Below are 20,079 nucleotides of genomic sequence, written 5' to 3'. Positions count from 1 at the left end.
TTGATTGGTATAAGTTTAATTTTGCTTTTTTCCCCTCCTCTTTGCTTAGCAGATAAGAATTTAGTTAAGAGAAGAGAAAATACTGTGTTGCGAAGTTATATAGTAGACATTTCGAGAAAATTACTCATCGAAAAAGCCCAAATACACACATTACGTTCACTCAGCAGACTCGGTATAGAGACCAAATGAAAATAAGGGCAATTTTTCTAAACATCATCTTAATTTCAATTTACATATTTTACACAGTCTATGTTTTTCTATTTCAAACGACCCCCTTGGGCTCAAAATATAGAGAACTGGGAACTGAGCAGAGTCTAATCTCTTTTTCGCTCCAAGGCGAGGGAGGAATTATTTATGACAGAAACGGAAACCCACTGGTTGTTAATGTTCCAACCTTAGAGATCTATAAGGTTCGTCCAAAGCTCACAAATAATGTAATAAAGACACTTTTAAAGTATAAATCAAATGGTGCACAAATATACACAACAAAATTACAAAACGGAATTAACCACACAAAAATTGCCGAGTTCAAATTCCGTTCTACATTACTCAATGAATTTAGAAAAAACAAAGAAGTTTTTCAGAGAATTGTTAATGATCGTTACTATCCTTACGGAGAGGTATTAGCCCCAGTAATTGGTTGTGTTGGAGAAGATGAAAACCCATTAGGGGGGCTTGAATTGGTTTTAGATTCTTATATCCGAGGGAAACCCGGGAAAATCCTCTTCATGCGTGACGCAGTGGGTAACCTTGTTAAACTTAGCAAAAATCAGGACATAGAACCAGAAAAAGGCAAGAGTATAATTACTACAATAAATTTAGCATTGCAGGAATTTTGTTATCTTGCATTAAAAAGGCGTATTCAGCAAACAAGTGCCTCAAGGGGTTTTGTTATAGTAACTAATCCACAAACTGGTGAAATACTGGCAATGGCTGTTTATCCGAGCAAAAATCCAAATGAGAAAATACCGTCCAAAAACCTTGCAATTGAGGACCCTTACGAACCCGGCTCCACTTTCAAATTGATAACATACGCATCAGCCTTAGAGAACAAAATCGTAAACCTTTCAGATACAATTAACACAGAAAATGGAAAATTTCATTTTTATAACCACATTATAACCGACGAGCATCCAAGCACAAAATTGACCGTAAGAGAAGCCTTTGCCTATTCTTCAAATATAGCCGCAGCTAAGATAGGCGTCATGTTAGGAGCTCAAAAACTTTACAGAACTGCTCAAAAATTTGGAATTGGGTGTCCTACAGGCATTATCCTCCCCGGAGAATCGGCACCTCCCATTTTAAAACCGTCAAAATGGGGAAATCTACGACTTGCTAATTTTTCTTACGGGTATGGTGTAATGGTAAATGGAGTGCAAATGGCCATGGCTTACGGTGCTGTCGCAAACGGGGGACTTTTACTTTTGCCCAAACTAATCAAAGATGGAAAACCTATGATAGTGCGTCGTGCTATAAGTAAAGAACTCGCGGATACCCTTAAAGAGATGATGCGTGATGTCGTCCTTTACGGTACTGGTAAAAAAGCCGATGTCCACGGCTTAGAAGTTTGTGGAAAGACTGGTACTGCTAAAATTCTTGATCCAACGACGGGCACTTACACATCCAATGCCCTAATCAGCTCCTTCATTGGATTTTTCCCGAAAGATAATCCAAAATATTTAATCTACGTAGTCTTATTTGAGCCCAAAGGGCCCGTATATTTAAGGTACGGAGGTGAAGTTGCAGCTCCGCTCTTTAGGGAAATAGCTGAATTTATAGCAGGAGGAAAGGATGCAACTGTCGCAACTTGCTCACGGTTTTAAGGTGGTAGGACCCGACGTAGAAGTAAAAGGTATTACTTACAATTCCAAGAAAGTAAAACCAGGTGATCTGTTTGTTGCCCTAAAGGGGAGAAACACCGATGGGCATTTGTTCATTGAGGAAGCATTAAAAAATGGTGCCGTCGCACTTATGGTCCAAGAGGATAGAGATTACCCCGCACCGTACATTTATGTGGAGAATACCAGAAAATACCTTGGAATTATTTCAGCAAAATTTTATGGTAATCCTTCCCAAAGACTGAAAACCATAGGCATTACTGGAACAAATGGGAAAACGACAACAACCTTTATGATAAGAGACATGCTGGAAGCTCAGGGCGAAAAAACCGGCCTACTGGGGACCATTCTATATTGCATAGGAGAAAACTGTGTCGAAGCTGGAAGGACAACGCCAGAGTCTTCAGACATTCAAGATTTTATGCATAAAGCACTAAAAGAAGGAGCAAAATATTTTGTAATGGAAGTTTCCTCAGCAGGAATTGAAGAGTATAGAATAGAGGGAACCCATTTTCATGTGGGGTGTTTTACGAACTTTTCCAGAGAACACATGGAGTATCATGGCACAATGGAAAACTATTTGAAAGCGAAGCTAAAACTTTTTGAAGTTTACAAACCAGAACACTCAGTGATTAATGCCGATGACCCTTACGCCTCATATTTCTTAAAAGCTTCCAAAAAACCGTTAACCTTCGGAATAAATGAAAATGCCTCCTTGAAAGCAGAAATAGTAAATTGCAGTCTCAATGGCTCTTATGTGAACCTCTACGGATTAATAAATGAAAAGGATATCTTTATTCCATTACCAGGAGTCTTCAACGTTTATAACTTTCTTTGCGCCGCCTCCGTTTTATATATCCTTAACAAAGCTCAAAATTTAAAGGAGCTGGCACTAAATATAAAGCCTGTTCCGGGCAGGCTTCAAAGGGTTGATAACAAATGCGGAATTTACGTGTTTATTGACTATGCCCACACGCCCGAAGCAATGAGAAATCTTCTTGAAAATGTGAAACAATACAAAAAAGGGAAAATTATAACTGTTTTTGGAGCTGGCGGTGATAGAGACCCCGGTAAACGCCCTCTATTTGGAAAGATTGCCGAGGAACTATCCGACATACAAATTGTCACTTCTGATAATCCGCGCTCTGAACCACCCGAAAAAATAATAGAAGACATCTTGAAAGGGATGAAGAGCAACAAGGCAAAAGTAATACCTGACCGAAGAGAGGCAATATATAATGCAATCAAACTTGCTGAAAGGGGTGACATCATTCTCATAATTGGAAAGGGGCACGAAAACTATCAAGAGATTAAAGGGGTAAAATATCCCTTTTCTGATTACGAGGTTGCATCAGAGGCTTTAAAGGAGAAGGGATGTTTACAGTAAGAGAAATTGCTTATTTCACAGGAGGAAGGGCAAAAAATGTAGACCTTGATATTTTTGTGAAAGAAGTTTCCATAGATTCAAGACTGATAAAGCCTGATTCTGCCTTCTTTTGCATAAAAGGTGAAAAGTTTGATGGAGTAGATTTTGCAGGAGACGCCATTTCCAAGGGCGCAGTGGTGGTCATAGCCCCGTTTTCTTCCAATATTCCGCCTAATCTACCAGTAATTCTTGTTGACGATACAGTGCTTGCGCTGGCAAGACTCGCAAAGGAAAAACTTAATAGAATGAAGACCAAGGTCATAGGCGTCACCGGCTCAGTAGGAAAAACTACAACCAAGGAATTGATTTACGCAACTCTTTCAACTCGCTACAAAGTCTTTAAATCAAGAAAAAGTTATAACAACCACATTGGTTTGCCCTTAACCATTTTAGAGGCTCCAATACATACAGACTTTTTGATATTAGAATACGGTACCAACCATCCGGGAGAGATAAAGTACCTTACATCTGTAGCCAGGCCACATTACCCTATAATAACTAAAATCGGAACTGCACACATAGAATTCTTCGGTAATAAAGAAAACATAGCACGTGAAAAAGGAACTTTATTCAAAGAAATGGATTATAGTGGTTATGCCTTCTTCAACGCCTCCACCGACTGCCTTGATATTATCAAATCAATGATACCCTATACTGCTGGAAAGATAACCTTTGGACTGGATGTGGGGGATGTGAAACCCGAAAAATATGAAGTTGGAGAGTTTAGCAGCACTTTTGTCTACAAAGGTAAGGAGTTCTTCTTCCCTTTACCCGGTAGAGGAATGTTGGAAAATGTATTGGGTGCTTTGGCATTAGGAGAACACCTTAAAGTACCACTTGAAGATATTCAAGAAGTCTTGAAAAACTTTAAGGGCGAGAAGATGAGGATGGAAAGAAAGAGCATAAAGGGTATTACCATAATTAATGATGCCTACAATTCAAACCCGGATTCCCTCAGTGAACTCCTAAAAACCTTCAAGGAAGACGGTAAGAGGCTAATCTTTGTTCTGGGAGATATGTTAGAACTGGGAGACAGAGCTGAAGAAGAACATAGGAAAATTGGCAAAATTTTCAAAGAATTAGGCCACAAAATTCTAATAACGGTAGGAAATTTAGCAAAGCTCATTTCCGAAGAGGCAAGGAAGGAGGGTGTTACCGAAGTTTACCACTTTGATAAAAAAGAAGAAGCAGTAAGCTTTCTTAAAAATTATTTAAAACCAGACGATTGGCTGATCTTAAAGGCCTCAAGGGGGTTAGCCTTTGAGGAAATTGCAAACAAATTGGAGGAAATTTTATGATCTATGAATGGTTATACCCGCTGAGAGGGAGTGTAAAACTTTTTAACCTTTTAAGATATATAACATTCAGGGCAGGGCTTTCTCTCACCTTTTCACTGATTTTGACCCTCTTACTTATTCCCATTTATCTAAAATTGACCAAATACAGAGAGCGGATCTCCGAATATGTTCCTTTGACACACAAAAGAAAAGAGGGCACTCCATCAGCAGGAGGCATCGTTTTCGTGAGTGTAACAATAATTTCCACAATTCTATTTAGTAAGTTTAATACACCCTTTCCCATGGTGGCGCTGATCGCAACCTTTTTCATGTTTATTATAGGCCTTTTTGATGATTTAAAAAAGCTGAAAGGAACAAAAAAGGGCGGTCTTACTAAGTGGGAAAAATTGTTCTTACAATTTTTGCTTGCTGCCTTTATTGTAATTGCCATCAACATGTTTTATCCACCTGAAATAGCAAAAAGGACCCAATTCTTGTTTTTCAAAAATATTAACCTATATCTTGGAAATCTTTACATAATTTTTATTATCTTGGTGATTCTTGGGTTTACGAATGCAGTTAATTTGACCGATGGACTTGACGGGTTAGCAGCAGGAAGTGCGATTCCCCCTTTAACGGTAATTCTTCTCCTCGCCTATTTTCAGGGTAACAAAATTCTTTCAACCTATCTTCACCTTTTCTATATCCCTGGCATTGAAGAATTAACCATACTTGCAGCTTCAATTATTGGCTCTCTGATAGGATTCCTTTGGTACAACTCTTACCCAGCCCAAATTTTTATGGGAGACACTGGCTCGCAAACCATAGGGGGGATTATCGCCGTCAGTTCTGTACTTTTGAAACAGGAGATATTGATAATTATTGCGGGTGGGCTATTCGTAATTGAGGCACTTTCCGTCTTAATACAGGTAATTTACTTCCGAGCAACCCGAGGAAAAAGGATTTTCAAAAAGGCCCCTTACCACCACCATTTTGAGGAATTGGGTATGCATGAAGCTAAAATCACGGTACGATTTTGGATAATTTCATTAATTTTCTCGCTTATAGCCTTAGGAATGGTAAAGATAAAATGAAAGAGAAAATCAATATAGAAAAATTCGAAGGGAAAAAGATTTCAATACTTGGCTGTGGAAAAAGTGGTGTTGAAGCTGCACTGGCACTTTTAAAATGCGGTGCAAGGGTTTTTGTTTCCGATATTGCCGAAATTAAAGAAGAATACAAAAACATTTTGATTGAAAACAACATAAAATTTGAAGAGAAAGGACATACCGAAAAGATCCTCAACTCGGACCTCATCGTGGTAAGCCCTGGTGTTAAACCGAACATCCGTATGCTGCAAAAAGCAAGAGAAAACAGGATTGAAATACTCAGCGAGCTTGAAGTTGGTTACCAGCTTACCAGTGGAAAGTATATTGCTATAACTGGTACTAACGGAAAAAGCACAGTGACAGAACTTACTTTCTCGTTAATAAAAGATTTTGACAACCAAGTATACCTTGCAGGCAATATCGGGGATCCATTGAGCATGTATGCCTTCAAGCACGGAACCTTTGTACTGGAGGTATCAAGTTTTCAGCTCAACATGATTAAAGAATTTAAACCTGATATGGCTACAATTCTTAATATAGAGCAAGACCACATGGATTGGCATGCGGATTTTGAAGATTACGTAAAATCAAAATCTCGCATCTTTGAGAACCAGGACGAAAAGGATCTTCTAATTCTCAACTACGACGACCCTGTAGTTCGACCTTTAAAAAACCAAGCCAGCTCAAAGGTTATGTTTGTAAGTCTCGGCGAAAAGGTGTCAGAAGGTGCTTATTTTGAGAAAGAAAGTGGGTGGGTTATTTTAAGAGAGCAGGATAGGGAAACTTATCTATTCCATGCAAATGATTTAAAAATCAAGGGTTTACACAACGTATTTAACGCAGCTGTATCATCACTTTTAGCATTACGCCATGGTATTCCAATCGATGTGATCAGAGAAAAACTCAAAAAATTCAAAGGACTACCCCATAGGATAGAGTTTGTTTTAGAAAAAAATGGCGTAAAATTTTATGACGATTCAAAAGGTACAAACCCCCATGCGGTTGAGTGGGCATTAAAGGGATTTAAAGAACCGGTTATCCTAATTATGGGCGGAGAAGACAAAGATTTAGACTTTAAACCTTTAATCAACACTGTAAAATCTCACTGCAAACACATAATAGCTATTGGAAAAGCAAAGCCAAAGGTCGTTGCCACATTCTCTCCATTTGTGCCTGTCAGCGAGGCCTCAGACATGAAAGAAGCTGTAGAGAAGAGTTTCAAGCTTGCTGAACCGGGTGACATTGTTCTTCTCTCCCCTGGATGTGCAAGTTTTGACATGTTTAAAAATTACAAGGAGCGTGGCGATGTATTTCAATACTGGGTCAGAAAAATCGCCGAGGAAAATTGATTTTTTACTCATTGTAAGTACAATTGTTCTCGTTATTTTTGGAATGTTGATGGTGTATTCTGCAACGATATATCGTCATGAACTTTATGGTATTTCAAAGGTTCGTTCGTTATCTAAGGAAATTATAAGAATAGTGGTCGGAATTGGGGCTTTCTTTATAGCCTCAAAATTAGACCCTAAATTATACAAAAAACAAATAAAACTGGTGATGTACTTAAACACAACCCTTCTTGGTATTCTTTTCCTAATTGGGCTTAAAAATTATGGCGCTATAAGATGGATAAGATTAGGGATAATGAACTTCCAGCCTTCTGAACTGGCAAAACTTATAACAGTTTTTTACGTTGCCAGTGAACTTTCTCAAGAAAAATCGGCGCTGAAAAACCCTTTAAAACTTCTGAAAATTCTGATACTACCTTTTGTAAATATCATTCTTATAGCCCTTCAACCCAACCTCTCTTCAGCAATAATTCTTGGATTGATCACGATCACCATGCTTTTCTTTGCAGGGGTAAAATTAATGTTTTTACTTGTACCCGCTATCACGTCAATAATCCTTTCTGCGTTACTTATATTAGCCTTCCCAAGTAACTTCAGACACGTTCAAAAAAGATTAGAAACTTTCGCGAGCGGAGAAAAGCACTACCAGGTTAAACAAGCCCTAATAGCAGTAGCACAAGGAGGACCTTTCGGAAAGGGAATAGGTAAAGGAACACAAAAATACCTATATCTGCCCATGGCAGAAAACGATTTTATCTTTGCAATCATAGCAGAAGAATTAGGTCTTACAGGAGTTATATTAATTATCATGGGCTACATAGCTATCACTTTCCGAGGAATTCGTGTGGCTTCAAGACACTTTGAGGCAAACTTCTATTACTCCCTTTTAGCGGCTGGGATAACTTTTATGATCTTTTTTCCTTCCGCAATACATATTGGAGTGAACCTCGGGCTTATACCACCCACTGGGCAAACACTCCCCCTCATCAGCCTCGGAGGTAGTTCCTTAATGGTCACACTTTTTGGAATTGGCACTCTCGAATACATTTCAGAAAAGGTTGAAGAATATGAAAAAATTTAACATTTTAATTGCCACAGGAGGAACAGGGGGACACATTTTTCCAGCTCTTAGCTGTGGTGAATTTTTTGAAAAAAATGGAAAAAGTGTGATCTACATATTATCCGGAAGCAAAATAGGAAAAATAGAAAAACCTTATGCGATTTACATGAAATCCTATCACTTTGACAAAAACCCGATACAATTCACAAAAGCTTTGCTGTTTCTTAAGTTCAACACTATTAAAAGCCTTTTTATTCTTAGAAGGAATAAACCTTGCATAATTCTTGCAACGGGCAGTTATGCAGTGGTGCCCATTATATTGGCATCTGTGCTTTTAAGGATACCCTTCTACTTAATGGAACAAAACGTCATTCCAGGTCTGGTGAATAAAATCTTTTCAAGACTTGCAAAGGCTACCTTCGTAGCCTTTGAGAAAACAAGAGAACATCTAAAAGGAAAGGTTATCGTTGCAGGCCTTCCTCTCCGGGAAAATGCAAAGAAAAAATACTCAAAAGAAGAGGCAAGAAAGCTTTTAAACTTGCCTAAGGATAAAGTAACCATCCTTGTAATCGGTGGGAGTCTCGGTGCTCGGGGAATGGTCGAAAAAATCATTCCCGCTATAAAAAAGTTTAACGAATACCTCTTTATAATCCAAACCGGCGCAAGAAATTTTGATTACATAAATACCAAGATACAGAATTTAGACCTTAAAAACTGCATAGTATTGCCCTTCATCGAAGAAATGGGTTTATACTATTCAGCAGCAGACATAGTAATATCGAGAGCGGGTGCAAGTTCTTGTATGGAAATAGCTTATCACGAAAAGCCATCAATTCTAATACCATACCCATACTCACGAGACAGGCATCAGTACTACAATGCAGGCGAACTTGAAAAAACAGGAAAGGCTATCGTGGTAGAAGAGCAAGAGATTCAGGAAAAGCTTGAAAATTACCTTAAAGACATAAGCTGGATTGCTGGGGAAAAACTCACTAAAGGACTGCTGGTAGAAAATAGTGAAGAGTTAATATACAAGGAGATATTTAAAGATGCAGTTTGCTAAAAAATTTAAGAAAATCCATTTTGTTGGAATTGGCGGTTCAGGTATGAGTGGGATTGCCGAGGTTCTTCATAATCTTGGTTTCAAAGTAACCGGTTCTGATCTCGCGCAAAATGAAGTCACCAAACACCTTGAAGAAATTGGAATTAAAATAAATTACGGACACAGTCCCGAAAATATTAATGATGCTGACCTGCTCGTGATTTCAACTGCGATAAAGGATGATAATGTAGAAGTGATAGCAGCCAAGGAAAAAGGGATACCAGTTATTAGAAGAGCTTTGATGTTAGCAGAATTGACGCGAATAAAATATACGATAGCAGTTTCTGGTGCCCATGGGAAAACCACTACAACATCTATGATAGGGACGCTCCTGCAGGTAGCAGGTCTTGACCCAACTATAATTGTCGGTGGCATTATAAGGGGCCTAAAATCGGGAGCCAAACTCGGCCAATCCGACTTTCTCGTAGTCGAAGCAGATGAAAGCGACATGTCCTTTCTAAACCTTTTCCCAACCATCGCCGTAGTAACCAATATTGACGAAGAACACTTAGATTGCTATGAAAACCTTGAGAACATAAAGAAGGCATTTGTTGAATTTGCCAACAAGGTTCCATTTTACGGAACAGTTTGTGCCAATATAGACGATCACAACACCTTAGAAATCCTGCCCTTTGTCGAAAGAAACAAAATCACTTACGGATTTGCATCAAATGCAGACTTGAACGCAAGAAATATTCAGGTTTTTAACGATCATATCCGTTTTTCGGCTTATTTCAAAAAAAATAAGATCGGAGATGTAACCTTGAACATTCCAGGTGTACACAATGTTAAAAACGCCCTTGCCGCCTTTGCAGTAGGAGTTGAGCTCGGAATAAAAGAAAACGAAATAATTGAAGGAATAGAAGGATTTAAAGGCGTGGCAAGGAGATTTGAACTAAAGGGAAACATAAACGGGATAAAAATAGTGGACGACTACGGCCACCATCCCAAAGAAATAATTGAAACCCTCAAAACAGCAAGAGAATTTCATGATGGAAGGATTATTGCAGTTTTTCAACCACACAGGTACTCCAGAACCTACTATTTACATGACAGTTTTGGTAAAGCCTTTTTCGATGCGGATATAGTAATCGTTACAGAAATTTACCCTGCAGGAGAAAAACCCATAGAAGGTGTAACAGCAAAGCTTATTTACGACTCCCTAAAAAAATATGGGCACAAAGGCGCCATATACATGCCAGAATTTACAGAGATTATTGAATACCTTAAAAAAGAACTGAAGCCAGGAGACCTCTTAATAACCATAGGCGCAGGAAATGTGTACAAAATAGGCGAAGCGATACTTCAATCACTATGAAGATAAGAGAACAAGAACCACTCAGAAATCATAGTTATATAAGAATTGGAGGGCCTGCTCGCTTCTTTGTACAAGTTAAGTCCGTTGAAGAAATCTTAAAGGCAATGAACATAGCCAGGGAAATGAGCTTACCTTACTATATTATTGGAAGTGGAAGCAACATACTATTTCCAGACGAAGGATATTATGGCATCATAATAAAAATGACAAATTTGAGTGAAATAACAATAAGCGGCAACAAAGCAACGATGAAAGCCGGAATTCAAATACCCGTTCTCGTAAAGAAACTTCAAAGGGCCGGACTTTCGGGTATGGAGCAGTTAAGCGAAATTCCGGGTACGATCGGGGGAGCGATCGCAGGAAACGCAGGTGCTTTTGGTAGAGAAATAGGAGAACTTTTTGTAGAAGGGGTAGTTTTGACTCCCGACGGGCATTTTGAAAAGGTAAGCCAAAAGGAGCTAAATTTTAACTATAGGAAGAGCGATTTAAAAAAATTCGGCATATTAGTAGAAGCTACTTTAAAATTTGCCCCTTCATCTCCAGAGAAAATCGAACTGGCTATGAAGGAATTTAAGAAAAAGAGGAGAGAAACTCAGCCCGTAGGGGAACTAACTTTGGGGTCTGTATTCAAAAATCCTGAAGGTGTAAGTGCCGGCTATCTTCTCGACAAAGCTGGGCTCAAAGGATACTCTGTTGGGGGAGCAAAGTTTTCAGAAAAGCACGCAAACTTTATCGTAAACTTTAACGGAGCAACCAGTAAGGACGTCATAGGGCTTATAGACATTGGCCATAAAAGGGTTAAGGAGATGTTCAACATAGAATTGGAGAGAGAGATAATTGTTTTAAATCCCTTAGATAACTTTGCAAGGGGGAATTAAAATGGGTGAAACCTTTGTTGTGGTCGATTTCTGTTCATCAAAAATTGTCACCTTAATCGCTGAAGCCAACAATGATCTAACAATAAAATTCTGGGGCAATGAGCCGGTGGATTCTGATACCATAAGGCAGGGACAAGTTTATAACCTTGAAAACATTGCAATTAAAGTCAGAAAAACCCTGGACGAATTCTCTAAAAAATCTAAATTTGAACCATCCCACGTATTCATAAGCTTCGCCGATCCTGAAGTAGAATTTTTGACATCTATTGGAATGGCCGCTTGTGGGACCCCTGAAAACCCTGCCGAGATCACCGAAAAACATATAGAGCAGGCAATAAAAAATTCACTCACCATTAAAATTGAAGAGGGACGTTCAATAGCTCAGTCGATCCCGATAAGATTCAACGTAGATTCAAAACCAGATATCAAAAACCCAAAGGGAATGCTGGGTGTAAGACTTGAGGTAGAAACCGCTCTCATAACTGCTAAAAAATCATCGTTATTAAATTATAAGAAAGCCCTTGAAAAAACAGGGCTAATAGCAGACAGTTTTATATATCAAATTGTAGCCCAGCTATACGAACTCACGAACAAGGAAGAAAAAGAAAACGGAGTTTTATTAATCGACATAGGACGGGACCTCACAAACTACGGTGTAATTGCTGAAAATAAGCTTCTGTTCGCTGAAAGTCTTCCCGTCGGCGGTATGAACATCAACAAAGACCTAAAACACTACTTCGGGGTGACCCTTGATAAGGCAGAAGAACTAAAAATTTTCTATGGGAAAGCCGAATACGATCATGAGCAGGAAATATACTTTTTAAACTCAATTTTTTCCCCAGGGAGAGTTTCAAGAATAAAAGGGGAGCTAGTAGTTCAATACATAACGGAGAGATTGACGGACATCTTCGAATATATAAAGGAAAAGCTTATTCAGAACAACCTAAAAGACAAGATTACCTTTGTTAAAATCACAGGTGGAACAAGTGAAATAGAATACATCGATAGAATTGCTGAAGATGTTTTCAACATAACCACAGAAATTTACAGGCCAAGCGAAGAACTTGAGGAATTCTTGACCCAAAATAATATCCCACCGTCAAATCGACTATCTTCATCCTTGGGCGCCCTGTTTTTTGCTTATAAAAAGTTAACATCTAACAAAAACTTAACAGAAGTAAAAATTGTGGGGAGTGTAAAAGGACTTCTTAAAAGAATTTTCGGAATCTAAAGGAGTTATCTATGATTACAGCATATAAAAGAAATGATTCCATAAACTTCAAAATTAAAGTTGTGGGCATAGGAGGAGCAGGTGGTAACATAGTCCATAAGATTTTTTTGACTGGGCTAAAATGTGAAACTATTATACTAAATACAGACACCCAGGCCATATCAAAACAACGGGCGAGTTATCTTATAACAATTGGAAAGGCCACTACAAGAGGAGGAGGTGCTGGAGCAGACCCAGACCTCGGGAAAAAAGCTGCCGAAGAATCTATTCATGAAATTCTCTCAAGAATTCAAGACGCAGATCTACTTATACTGGTTGCAGGTCTTGGTAATGGTACTGGTTCGGGGGCGTCACCTGTTGTTGCAAAATATGCAAAAGAGAAAAACATACTCACCGTTGGAGTCTTTACCCTACCCTTCGAGGCTGAAGGGAAAAAGGATATAGCTCTCAGAGCTATTAACGAGATGGAAAAATACCTCAATACAATGGTAATTATTGACAACAATATGATCTCAGAGCTAACCAGTATAGAATCAAGCGTAGGTGAAGCCTTTGCTCTTATTGACAATGTAGTGAAAAACTGCGTGGAATCAATTATTAACATCGTCCAAGAAACAAGTTATGTAAACTTAGATTTCAATGACTTAAAAGCCCTTATATCAAGAGGAGGGCTTGGATATTTCGCCAAAGGTATTGCAGAAAAGCCAGACGATTTAAATAAGGCAATTGAAAGTGTAGTTTTTAACCCCCTACTTACTGGTATAACGATAAACGATGTGAAAGGCGCCCTTTTATACATCAAAAGCAATGGCAAACTCAAAATGGCACATTTCGACCTAATACTCGATGAAATCAGAAACCACATCCCTAAGAATGCCCCCATCAAATATGGACTTCAGCAAGAAGGAGACGAAAAGATCAATTCTTATGCTGAGATCTATTTAATCGGTACGACTGGCAAAAAAACTCCTGACAATGTTACTGAGAGGATAGCAAATAAGCGTTTAAAATTAAGAAATTTTGAAATTCCACCAGGGGTGAGAAAAAATAAAAAGTAGAACACCCCCTATTACCTGGTACACAAAGTTTGTGCATTCAAGGGTCAAGTGTGCAATCGTATTTCCTGGTAGTTTATCAAACTGCCTTTCCAATCTTGCAATACACACACTATACCGACTCCTTTCTAAAGAGTTTTTCACAGATATTTTCACTTCAGAGAATCCTACGGGGCTGAGGACGGGCTTAAAACTTCAAGACTTTGATTACCTCTTTTTCTCTATAGATTATGAGCCAAACTATTTAGAAGTTTTAAAGATCATCACACGGGCAGGAATTGAACCTCTTGCTGAGAAAAGGACAAGACCGATTTTAATTGCAGGAGGCGCAGCGGTTTCTTCCAATCCCTTTCCACTATTCCCTTTCTTTGACCTCCTTTGTATCGGTGAAGCGGAAGTAATAATCCCACAAATTGTTGAGCATTTCAATAACTTTAACCTTGAATTATTCAATGAAAGGCCATGGGCCATAAAAGAAGGGAAAAGGGAAGCGCAAAGAATATTTCTCCACAATCTTGATTTCAGCCAATCTTTTAGTGCTTTTTACTCTCCCAACTCCACGTTCAAAATGAATCTTGTGGAGATATCAAGGAGCTGCCCCTCCAAGTGTCGGTTCTGTCTTCTGAGCTACAATAACCTCCCGCCAAGATGGATATCTATTAAAAGATATGAAGAAATGATTCATCAATTCCCTGAAAATTCCGATATAGGACTCGTCGGTGGATCCGTTTTGGACCACCCACAAATCAGGGAAATTCTAAACCTTAGTCAGAAGTTCAGGGTTATAAACCCATCCTCAATAAAGATTGACGTAAAGATATACGACATTCTTGAAACTCTTAAAAAGAAAGGACTTAACAGTATAACCATAGCCCCAGAAACAGGAAGTGAAACTTTACGAAAAAGAATTAACAAAAAAATATCAAACGTTGAAATAATCGAATTTATTAAAGCGGTCGAGGCGTTAAAGTTCAAAAACCTCAAAATGTATTTCATTGTGGGACTACCCTTTGAAACAACTGAAAACATAAAGGAAACAAGCCTTTTGATAAAACAAATCAGGGAAATTTTCTCCGGAAAAATTGAAGTGACCTTCAGCATTTTCGTTCCCAAACCTCATACGCCCTTCCAATATCAGCCCTTCGTCACTAAGAAAGAATTAACAGAGCGCCTAAAATACCTGAAAATTCCAGAAGACGTTAGGGTACACATGGGAAGCTATAAGGGGGCTCTAATTCAAACTATTTTTTCGCGGGCAGGTGATGAACTGGGTTATGCCATGTTGGCAAGCCTTTTGGATAATAAAGACCTACTCAAGCTTATTGAACCAGAAAAAATACTATTTGACGAAGAAACAGCAAAAACTCTCCCATTTAACCTAATAGACTCTGGAGTTTACCCCGCTTTTCTCGAAAAAGAGCTGAAGAAGGCAGAAAAAGAAATATTAGCTCCTCCTTGCAATACAGAACTCTGCAGGGCATGCGGGATTTGTGGAAATGTTCAAGATTTAAGAAATTCAAAAAAGGTAGAATAAAACTTTTCTCTTAAAACACTTATATCAAACTCTTCGGCCCACTTCCTAGCACCCTCTGAGAGCCTATTCCTTAGATCCTCTCTTGAGATAACTTCATAAGCCTTTTGAGCCACAAGGTCAATATTACCGAAGGGCACAACAAACCCACTAAAATTGTTTTTAACTGCTTCTCTTAAACCGGGGGAGTCGAACACTATGACAGGTGTTCCTGAAGCCTGCGCCTCCATTACCACGATCCCCCATCCTTCCTTAGGAGATGTGTTAATCACCAACCACGCCGAGCGCAATTTCTCGCTCTTAACATTCTCTGAAACGTAACCCGTAAACTTTACTACGTCACTTAATCCGTATTTTTTAACAAGTTCCTCCAAGCCTTTCCTCGCATCTCCATCCCCAACTATTTCTACTTTTAATGGCCCTGAATAATATTCATCTCTTAAAACTTTAATGGACTTGATGAAAAAGTCAATTCTCTTGTACTTTTTCAATCGACCAAGATAAAGAATAAATGGAATCTCTGATTTTTTACCCGGCCTAAAGAAGTTAAGATTGACCGCATTATAAACAACCTTTATTGAGCAATCAGATATTCCGTGCTTCACCATCTCTTCTTTTGTGCTCTCGGAAACAGTTATTATGGGAAGCCTCCTGTACGTTTTGAAAAACAACTTCTCAAAGAGATAAACATAGAGACCAAAAAGGGGATTGGTTTCTTGGAAAATTACCTTTCCAAAGAAGTGATGAGTCACTACAATTATTGGCTTTTTTACAAAAAATCGGAGAAAAAATGGAATTTTATTAACATCCTCCACAATAACGTCAAAATCTTCACTTTTAAGAAGTGATCTTACGTAAAAAGGGACTAAAAAATTAAATAAAAAACGGTTTCCCTTTCTAATGATTCGAATCCCGTCCTTCTCATCAAATCCACTCAGACCCTTGTAAGAGGAACAAAGAAGGGTGACAGAATGCCCTTTTTCCACGAAATAAGAAAAAAACTGATGGAGATGAACCTCTGCCCCCCCGCTTAATGGATGAGCAAGGTCCTGCCAGTTTACTACAAGAATCTTCATTGGATCAGGGGAAGAACACGAAGAAATTTCCTCTTACCAACCTTGATAACGAGATCACCATCAGGAACAATAAGTTCAAATTCACTCTCGACAATTCTATTTCCAATTCTCACAGCCCTTTGGGCGACAAGTCTTCTTGCCTCCGACTTACTTGAAACAAGACCGGATTTGGCAAGTATATCAATAAGAGGCATCCCCTCTTCAGGAATTCTAAATTCGGGTATATCGTCAGGAACTTCCTTCCGTTTGAATACCCTATCAAACTCTTCCCTTGCCCTCTTTGCCTCAGAACTTCCCCAGAAAATCTCAACAATTTTCTCAGCTAAATCGGCCTTGCAATCTCTCGGATTTTTTATCATTTTTTCTTCTACTTCCTTCATCTTAGCATCGTCGTAGTAAAGAACAAGCCTGTAATATTTCAGAACCAACTCATCTGGTATAGACATTACTTTGCCAAACATCTCCGATGGGGGTTCTGTTAAACCAATGTAGTTATCATAAGATTTAGACATTTTTAACTTACCGTCAGTACCCTCCAAGATAGGAACGGTCAAAATGACCTGCGGTTCTTGGCCATAAGCTTTCTGAACCTCTCTACCAACGAGGAAGTTAAACCTTTGATCTGTACCGCCGACTTCTATGTCAGCCTTAATTGCAACAGAATCATAGGCCTGAAATAGTGGGTAAAGAAACTCGTGGATAGAAATAGGAACATTATTCTTAAATCTCTCTTTAAAATCGTCCCTCTCCAACATCCTTGAAACGGTATAGGTTGCAGATAGCTCTACTATTTCAAGGGAGGTGAGTTTTGAGAGCCATTCAGAATTATATCTAATCTCAGTCTTTTCGGAGTCGAGCACTTTGAATACTTGTTCAAAATAGGTTTTTGAATTTTCCCGTACCTCTTCCCGTGAAAGTCTCGGCCTTGTCTTAGACCGTCCAGAGGGGTCCCCGATCATTGCAGTGAAATCACCTACTATAAAAATTATGTGATGACCAAGGTCTTGCAAATCTTTCAGTTTCTTTAAACAAACGTAATGGCCAAGGTGTAGATCTGGCCTTGAGGGGTCCGCTCCGTACTTGATCCTTAGTGGCCTGCCGCTTCTTAACTTCTCAATTAATTCATCTTCTGGCAAAAGATCAACAGTGTTGAACCTTATGATATTCAGATGCTCTTCTAACCTCATTTGGTCCAATAAACATAAATCCCACAATTCGGGCAAGTTTCCAATGCCTTATTTTTTACAGGTCTGGAAACCAATGCAGAAGGGAATTCCATGAAGCAATTTGAACAAGTACCATTTATAACAGGCGCTACTCCCCTGCCATATTTACTTCTTAGCTTCTCATAACGCTTAAACACCGCCACAGGTATTTTCTTCACAATCTCCTCTCTCAAGCCTTTCAGCTTCTCTACCTGTTTAGCAACCACATCTTCGTCGGATCCACTTGTAATGCTGATGGACTTCACATAATCCTCTGACTCAAAATCATCCAACTGTGCATCAAGGCTTTCGAGGGCGATCAAGAGCTCAAGTACCGGGTCCATTAACCCTCCTTGTATATTTTGAGAAGGTAATCTACGAGCTCTTTTGGTGTCTCAAAATTCAGATATTCTTTGGAAGACACAATTTTTCTAACTACATTTGCAATCTCTCCAAGGGTTATAAGATACCTTGCGCCGAGGTCCTGCGGCGGTGCGATCAAAAGAAAGAAAAGGTGAACCGGTTTGCCATCGAGTGCTTGAAAATCTATACCCTCTTTTGAAACACCAACCACAAGATGGACATCATCAACAACTACACTTCTTGCATGTGGTATGGCAACACCTTTGCCCACACCAGTTGAACCTATAGCTTCTCTTTTCTTTAACTGCTCGAAAACAAGTTTTTCCTGTTCCGGTTTTAAATTTAGCACACTAAGGAGTTCCTGCAGCGCAGAATCCTTATCTTTGGCTTTCATATTTATTATAACTCTATCCTCTCTTAAAAGTTGTGCAAACATCTTTACCTCCTTTCAAAATCAATCGTTAAAGTTTAATCCCAAACAGTTATAAAATCAAATAATTTCTATCTAACGTTTATTCTTTTAATGCGCCTTGGGTTATCCCTTCAATAAAGTACCTTTGGGCAATGAAGAAAAGGATCATTATCGGCAACAGTGACACTGTTGACGCAGCCATCTTAAGGGCATAAGCTTCCTCATGAGCACTCTTGAACATGGCAAGCCCTACCGGTACAGTATACATCGACTCCGTTTGAGCCACAAGAAGCTGCCATAAGAAGTTTGCCCAATGAAACTGGAAGTTGAGTAAAAATACTGTAGCCACAACAGGTAGGGTAAGGGGAATAACGATTTTAACAAAAATCTTCAGCTCAGAGGCGCCATCTATTCTTGCACTCTCAAGCAGTGAATCCGGTAGGTCTTTCAAAAATTGAGTTATGAGAAACATTCCAAAAACATTAGCCAGATGAGGTACTATCATACCCTCATACCTGTTTATCCAGCGAAACTGGTAAACAATTAAAAATTGAGGAATCACATAAAGTAACCCGGGGACCATCATAGAGGACATAAAAAACCAGAAAAGAAAATTTTTGAGAGGAAACTGCTTCTTTGCAAACCCATAAGCAGCGAGAGATGCAAGAAGAGTCGATACTAATGCAGAAGTTGTTGCAACAATAAAACTATTTATAAAATACCTGTAAAAACGGTAATGGAAAAAAATCTTCCGGTAATTCTCAAAAGTTATTTTCTTTGGCAAGGAGAGTAAAAGGGCCTCGCCTTCTGGTTTAAAGGAAGTAATTAGCATCCAAAAGAAGGGGAAAAGGCATATTATAAGAAGGAAAGTAGCAATAAAATATTTCCAAAAAGGTGCCCTTTTCATTCTTTCGTTAACCTTGAATAAACTATTGAAATAGCCAGAGTTAAAATAAGAAGCAGAAAAGACGTCGCAGAGGCTATTCCAAGCCTCAAATTAGCAATGTGATTGTAGAGATAATATCCTGAAACCTTAGTGGCCCCAAGTGTTACACCCCACTTATAGATGATGGGGCCACCACCTGTCATCGCAAAAAATTCTGAAAAAGCGGAGAATGCACCTATAATACATGTAATTACGAGGAAAGTGGTCGTGTGGCTGACCAGAGGGAAGGTAATTTTGAAAAACTTTTTAAGTCCTGTTGCTCCATCAATCTTGGCAGCATCCTCAATATCGGGAGAAATGTTATTAAGAGCAGCAGTATAAAGTATAGTTCCAAAGCCAATATTCTTAAGACAAATGGCAATAACTACAGCCGGCATAGCAGTGTTTGGATTTCCAAGAAACCCGGTATTGTAAATAGATGCAGGAATAAGTGGCTTTAGCAAATTTACAAGAAGTCCATAACGCCCGGCGTACATTATGGTCCATACAACTCCAACGACAAAAGCGTCAAGAACAAAAGGCATGAAGAAAAGAGTTCGGTATAACCTGTTAATTTTTAGGTCGCCCTTGAGGAGTAGTGCAAGTGAAATGGAAAGAAAAATATTGAGTGGTATCAGCATCAAACCATATTTAAGAGAAAGCCATATGGAGTAAAGAAACTCTTTATCCTTTAGAACGTAGAGATAATTTTTAAAACCAACAAATTTTAAATTTCCAAAAATATTGGAGAGGTCTGTGACTTTAAAAAAAGATAGATATAACGCGTAAAAGAAAGGGAAAAGAAGAAAAACGAAAAACACCAAAGAAAAGGGCAAAACAAACAGGAAATTTTTTAAACTTCTACTCTTCATTCAAAATAAAAGGGCGAGGGCTTTGCCCTCGCCCTTTTTACTCACAATACCA

19 protein-coding genes are annotated in these 20,079 nt (G+C 38.8%); 13 read left to right on the top strand and 6 right to left on the bottom strand.

Features of this window, described 5'->3' with window-relative positions:
• The 13 genes from QMD82_05175 to QMD82_05115 form a co-directional block, all read left to right on the top strand.
• The coding region (locus tag QMD82_05175; protein ID MDI6851310.1) for a hypothetical protein at positions 1–189 on the top strand (189 nt) is incomplete at its 5' end.
• Positions 186–1,823, top strand: a complete 1,638-nt coding sequence (locus QMD82_05170) for a penicillin-binding protein 2 (protein ID MDI6851309.1) — start codon at positions 186–188, stop codon at positions 1,821–1,823. The genes QMD82_05175 and QMD82_05170, both read left to right, overlap by 4 nt.
• A complete protein-coding gene (locus QMD82_05165; protein MDI6851308.1) occupies positions 1,792–3,225 on the top strand; it encodes a UDP-N-acetylmuramoyl-L-alanyl-D-glutamate--2,6-diaminopimelate ligase in 1,434 nt (477 codons plus the stop codon). The genes QMD82_05170 and QMD82_05165 overlap by 32 nt, the downstream gene beginning before the upstream one ends.
• Positions 3,213–4,562, top strand: a complete 1,350-nt coding sequence (gene murF, locus QMD82_05160) for a UDP-N-acetylmuramoyl-tripeptide--D-alanyl-D-alanine ligase (GenBank protein MDI6851307.1) — start codon at positions 3,213–3,215, stop codon at positions 4,560–4,562. The genes QMD82_05165 and murF overlap by 13 nt, the downstream gene beginning before the upstream one ends.
• Positions 4,559–5,635, top strand: coding sequence for a phospho-N-acetylmuramoyl-pentapeptide-transferase (gene mraY, locus QMD82_05155; GenBank protein ID MDI6851306.1), 1,077 nt, complete (start codon positions 4,559–4,561; stop codon positions 5,633–5,635). Before murF ends, mraY begins: the two co-directional genes overlap by 4 nt.
• Positions 5,578–6,999, top strand: a complete 1,422-nt coding sequence (gene murD, locus QMD82_05150) for a UDP-N-acetylmuramoyl-L-alanine--D-glutamate ligase (GenBank protein MDI6851305.1) — start codon at positions 5,578–5,580, stop codon at positions 6,997–6,999. The genes mraY and murD overlap by 58 nt, the downstream gene beginning before the upstream one ends.
• Complete coding sequence (locus QMD82_05145) at positions 6,956–8,080, top strand: FtsW/RodA/SpoVE family cell cycle protein (GenBank protein MDI6851304.1); 1,125 nt, start codon at positions 6,956–6,958, stop codon at positions 8,078–8,080. The genes murD and QMD82_05145 overlap by 44 nt, the downstream gene beginning before the upstream one ends.
• Complete coding sequence (locus tag QMD82_05140) at positions 8,067–9,122, top strand: UDP-N-acetylglucosamine--N-acetylmuramyl-(pentapeptide) pyrophosphoryl-undecaprenol N-acetylglucosamine transferase (GenBank protein ID MDI6851303.1); 1,056 nt, start codon at positions 8,067–8,069, stop codon at positions 9,120–9,122. The genes QMD82_05145 and QMD82_05140 overlap by 14 nt, the downstream gene beginning before the upstream one ends.
• Entirely contained in the window at positions 9,109–10,479 is a 1,371-nt protein-coding gene (gene murC, locus QMD82_05135; GenBank protein MDI6851302.1) for a UDP-N-acetylmuramate--L-alanine ligase, read from the top strand. Before QMD82_05140 ends, murC begins: the two co-directional genes overlap by 14 nt.
• On the top strand, positions 10,476–11,357 hold the full coding sequence (murB, locus tag QMD82_05130) for a UDP-N-acetylmuramate dehydrogenase (protein MDI6851301.1): 882 nt from the start codon (positions 10,476–10,478) through the stop codon (positions 11,355–11,357). Before murC ends, murB begins: the two co-directional genes overlap by 4 nt.
• Before the next feature lies 1 nt (position 11,358).
• Positions 11,359–12,588 (top strand): cell division protein FtsA, encoded by a 1,230-nt coding sequence (ftsA, locus tag QMD82_05125; protein ID MDI6851300.1) that lies wholly within the window; start codon positions 11,359–11,361, stop codon positions 12,586–12,588.
• A gap of 11 nt (positions 12,589–12,599) precedes the next feature.
• Complete coding sequence (locus QMD82_05120) at positions 12,600–13,646, top strand: cell division protein FtsZ (GenBank protein ID MDI6851299.1); 1,047 nt, start codon at positions 12,600–12,602, stop codon at positions 13,644–13,646.
• 31 nt (positions 13,647–13,677) lie between these two features.
• Positions 13,678–15,177, top strand: coding sequence for a radical SAM protein (locus tag QMD82_05115; protein ID MDI6851298.1), 1,500 nt, complete (start codon positions 13,678–13,680; stop codon positions 15,175–15,177).
• Here the strand turns inward: QMD82_05115 and QMD82_05110 are convergent.
• From QMD82_05110 to QMD82_05085, 6 genes are all read right to left on the bottom strand, one after another.
• Entirely contained in the window at positions 15,144–16,250 is a 1,107-nt protein-coding gene (locus tag QMD82_05110; protein MDI6851297.1) for a glycosyltransferase family 4 protein, read from the bottom strand. The genes QMD82_05115 and QMD82_05110 overlap by 34 nt on opposite strands.
• Positions 16,247–17,437 carry a tyrosine--tRNA ligase gene (tyrS, locus tag QMD82_05105; protein ID MDI6851296.1) on the bottom strand — a complete coding sequence of 397 codons (1,191 nt, stop codon included), beginning with the start codon at positions 17,435–17,437 and terminating at the stop codon, positions 16,247–16,249. The genes QMD82_05110 and tyrS overlap by 4 nt, the downstream gene beginning before the upstream one ends.
• Positions 17,434–17,799, bottom strand: coding sequence for a hypothetical protein (locus QMD82_05100; protein ID MDI6851295.1), 366 nt, complete (start codon positions 17,797–17,799; stop codon positions 17,434–17,436). The genes tyrS and QMD82_05100 overlap by 4 nt, the downstream gene beginning before the upstream one ends.
• On the bottom strand, positions 17,799–18,254 hold the full coding sequence (locus QMD82_05095) for a PTS sugar transporter subunit IIA (GenBank protein MDI6851294.1): 456 nt from the start codon (positions 18,252–18,254) through the stop codon (positions 17,799–17,801). The genes QMD82_05100 and QMD82_05095 overlap by 1 nt, the downstream gene beginning before the upstream one ends.
• Before the next feature lie 76 nt (positions 18,255–18,330).
• Positions 18,331–19,137: a carbohydrate ABC transporter permease gene (locus tag QMD82_05090; protein MDI6851293.1), complete on the bottom strand. Its 807-nt coding sequence runs from the start codon at positions 19,135–19,137 to the stop codon at positions 18,331–18,333.
• A complete protein-coding gene (locus tag QMD82_05085) occupies positions 19,134–20,027 on the bottom strand; it encodes a sugar ABC transporter permease (protein MDI6851292.1) in 894 nt (297 codons plus the stop codon). The genes QMD82_05090 and QMD82_05085 overlap by 4 nt, the downstream gene beginning before the upstream one ends.
• Positions 20,028–20,079 lie beyond the last annotated feature (52 nt).

The sequence above is a fragment of the bacterium genome, from assembly GCA_030019025.1.
Lineage (GTDB): Bacteria > Hydrothermota > Hydrothermia > UBA1063 > UBA1063 > UBA1063.
This window is presented reverse-complemented; position numbering and strand designations above follow the sequence as displayed.

Coding starts and splice junctions, on each gene's coding strand:
- QMD82_05170 (MDI6851309.1), top strand. CDS start 186: ATGAAAATAAGGGCAATTTTTCTAAACATCATCTTAATTTCAATTTAC.
- QMD82_05165 (MDI6851308.1), top strand. CDS start 1,792: ATGCAACTGTCGCAACTTGCTCACGGTTTTAAGGTGGTAGGACCCGAC.
- murF (MDI6851307.1), top strand. CDS start 3,213: ATGTTTACAGTAAGAGAAATTGCTTATTTCACAGGAGGAAGGGCAAAA.
- mraY (MDI6851306.1), top strand. CDS start 4,559: ATGATCTATGAATGGTTATACCCGCTGAGAGGGAGTGTAAAACTTTTT.
- QMD82_05145 (MDI6851304.1), top strand. CDS start 6,956: ATGTATTTCAATACTGGGTCAGAAAAATCGCCGAGGAAAATTGATTTT.
- QMD82_05140 (MDI6851303.1), top strand. CDS start 8,067: ATGAAAAAATTTAACATTTTAATTGCCACAGGAGGAACAGGGGGACAC.
- murC (MDI6851302.1), top strand. CDS start 9,109: ATGCAGTTTGCTAAAAAATTTAAGAAAATCCATTTTGTTGGAATTGGC.
- murB (MDI6851301.1), top strand. CDS start 10,476: ATGAAGATAAGAGAACAAGAACCACTCAGAAATCATAGTTATATAAGA.
- ftsA (MDI6851300.1), top strand. CDS start 11,359: ATGGGTGAAACCTTTGTTGTGGTCGATTTCTGTTCATCAAAAATTGTC.
- QMD82_05120 (MDI6851299.1), top strand. CDS start 12,600: ATGATTACAGCATATAAAAGAAATGATTCCATAAACTTCAAAATTAAA.
- QMD82_05110 (MDI6851297.1), bottom strand. CDS start 16,250: ATGAAGATTCTTGTAGTAAACTGGCAGGACCTTGCTCATCCATTAAGC.
- tyrS (MDI6851296.1), bottom strand. CDS start 17,437: ATGAGGTTAGAAGAGCATCTGAATATCATAAGGTTCAACACTGTTGAT.
- QMD82_05100 (MDI6851295.1), bottom strand. CDS start 17,799: ATGGACCCGGTACTTGAGCTCTTGATCGCCCTCGAAAGCCTTGATGCA.
- QMD82_05095 (MDI6851294.1), bottom strand. CDS start 18,254: ATGTTTGCACAACTTTTAAGAGAGGATAGAGTTATAATAAATATGAAA.
- QMD82_05090 (MDI6851293.1), bottom strand. CDS start 19,137: ATGAAAAGGGCACCTTTTTGGAAATATTTTATTGCTACTTTCCTTCTT.
- QMD82_05085 (MDI6851292.1), bottom strand. CDS start 20,027: ATGAAGAGTAGAAGTTTAAAAAATTTCCTGTTTGTTTTGCCCTTTTCT.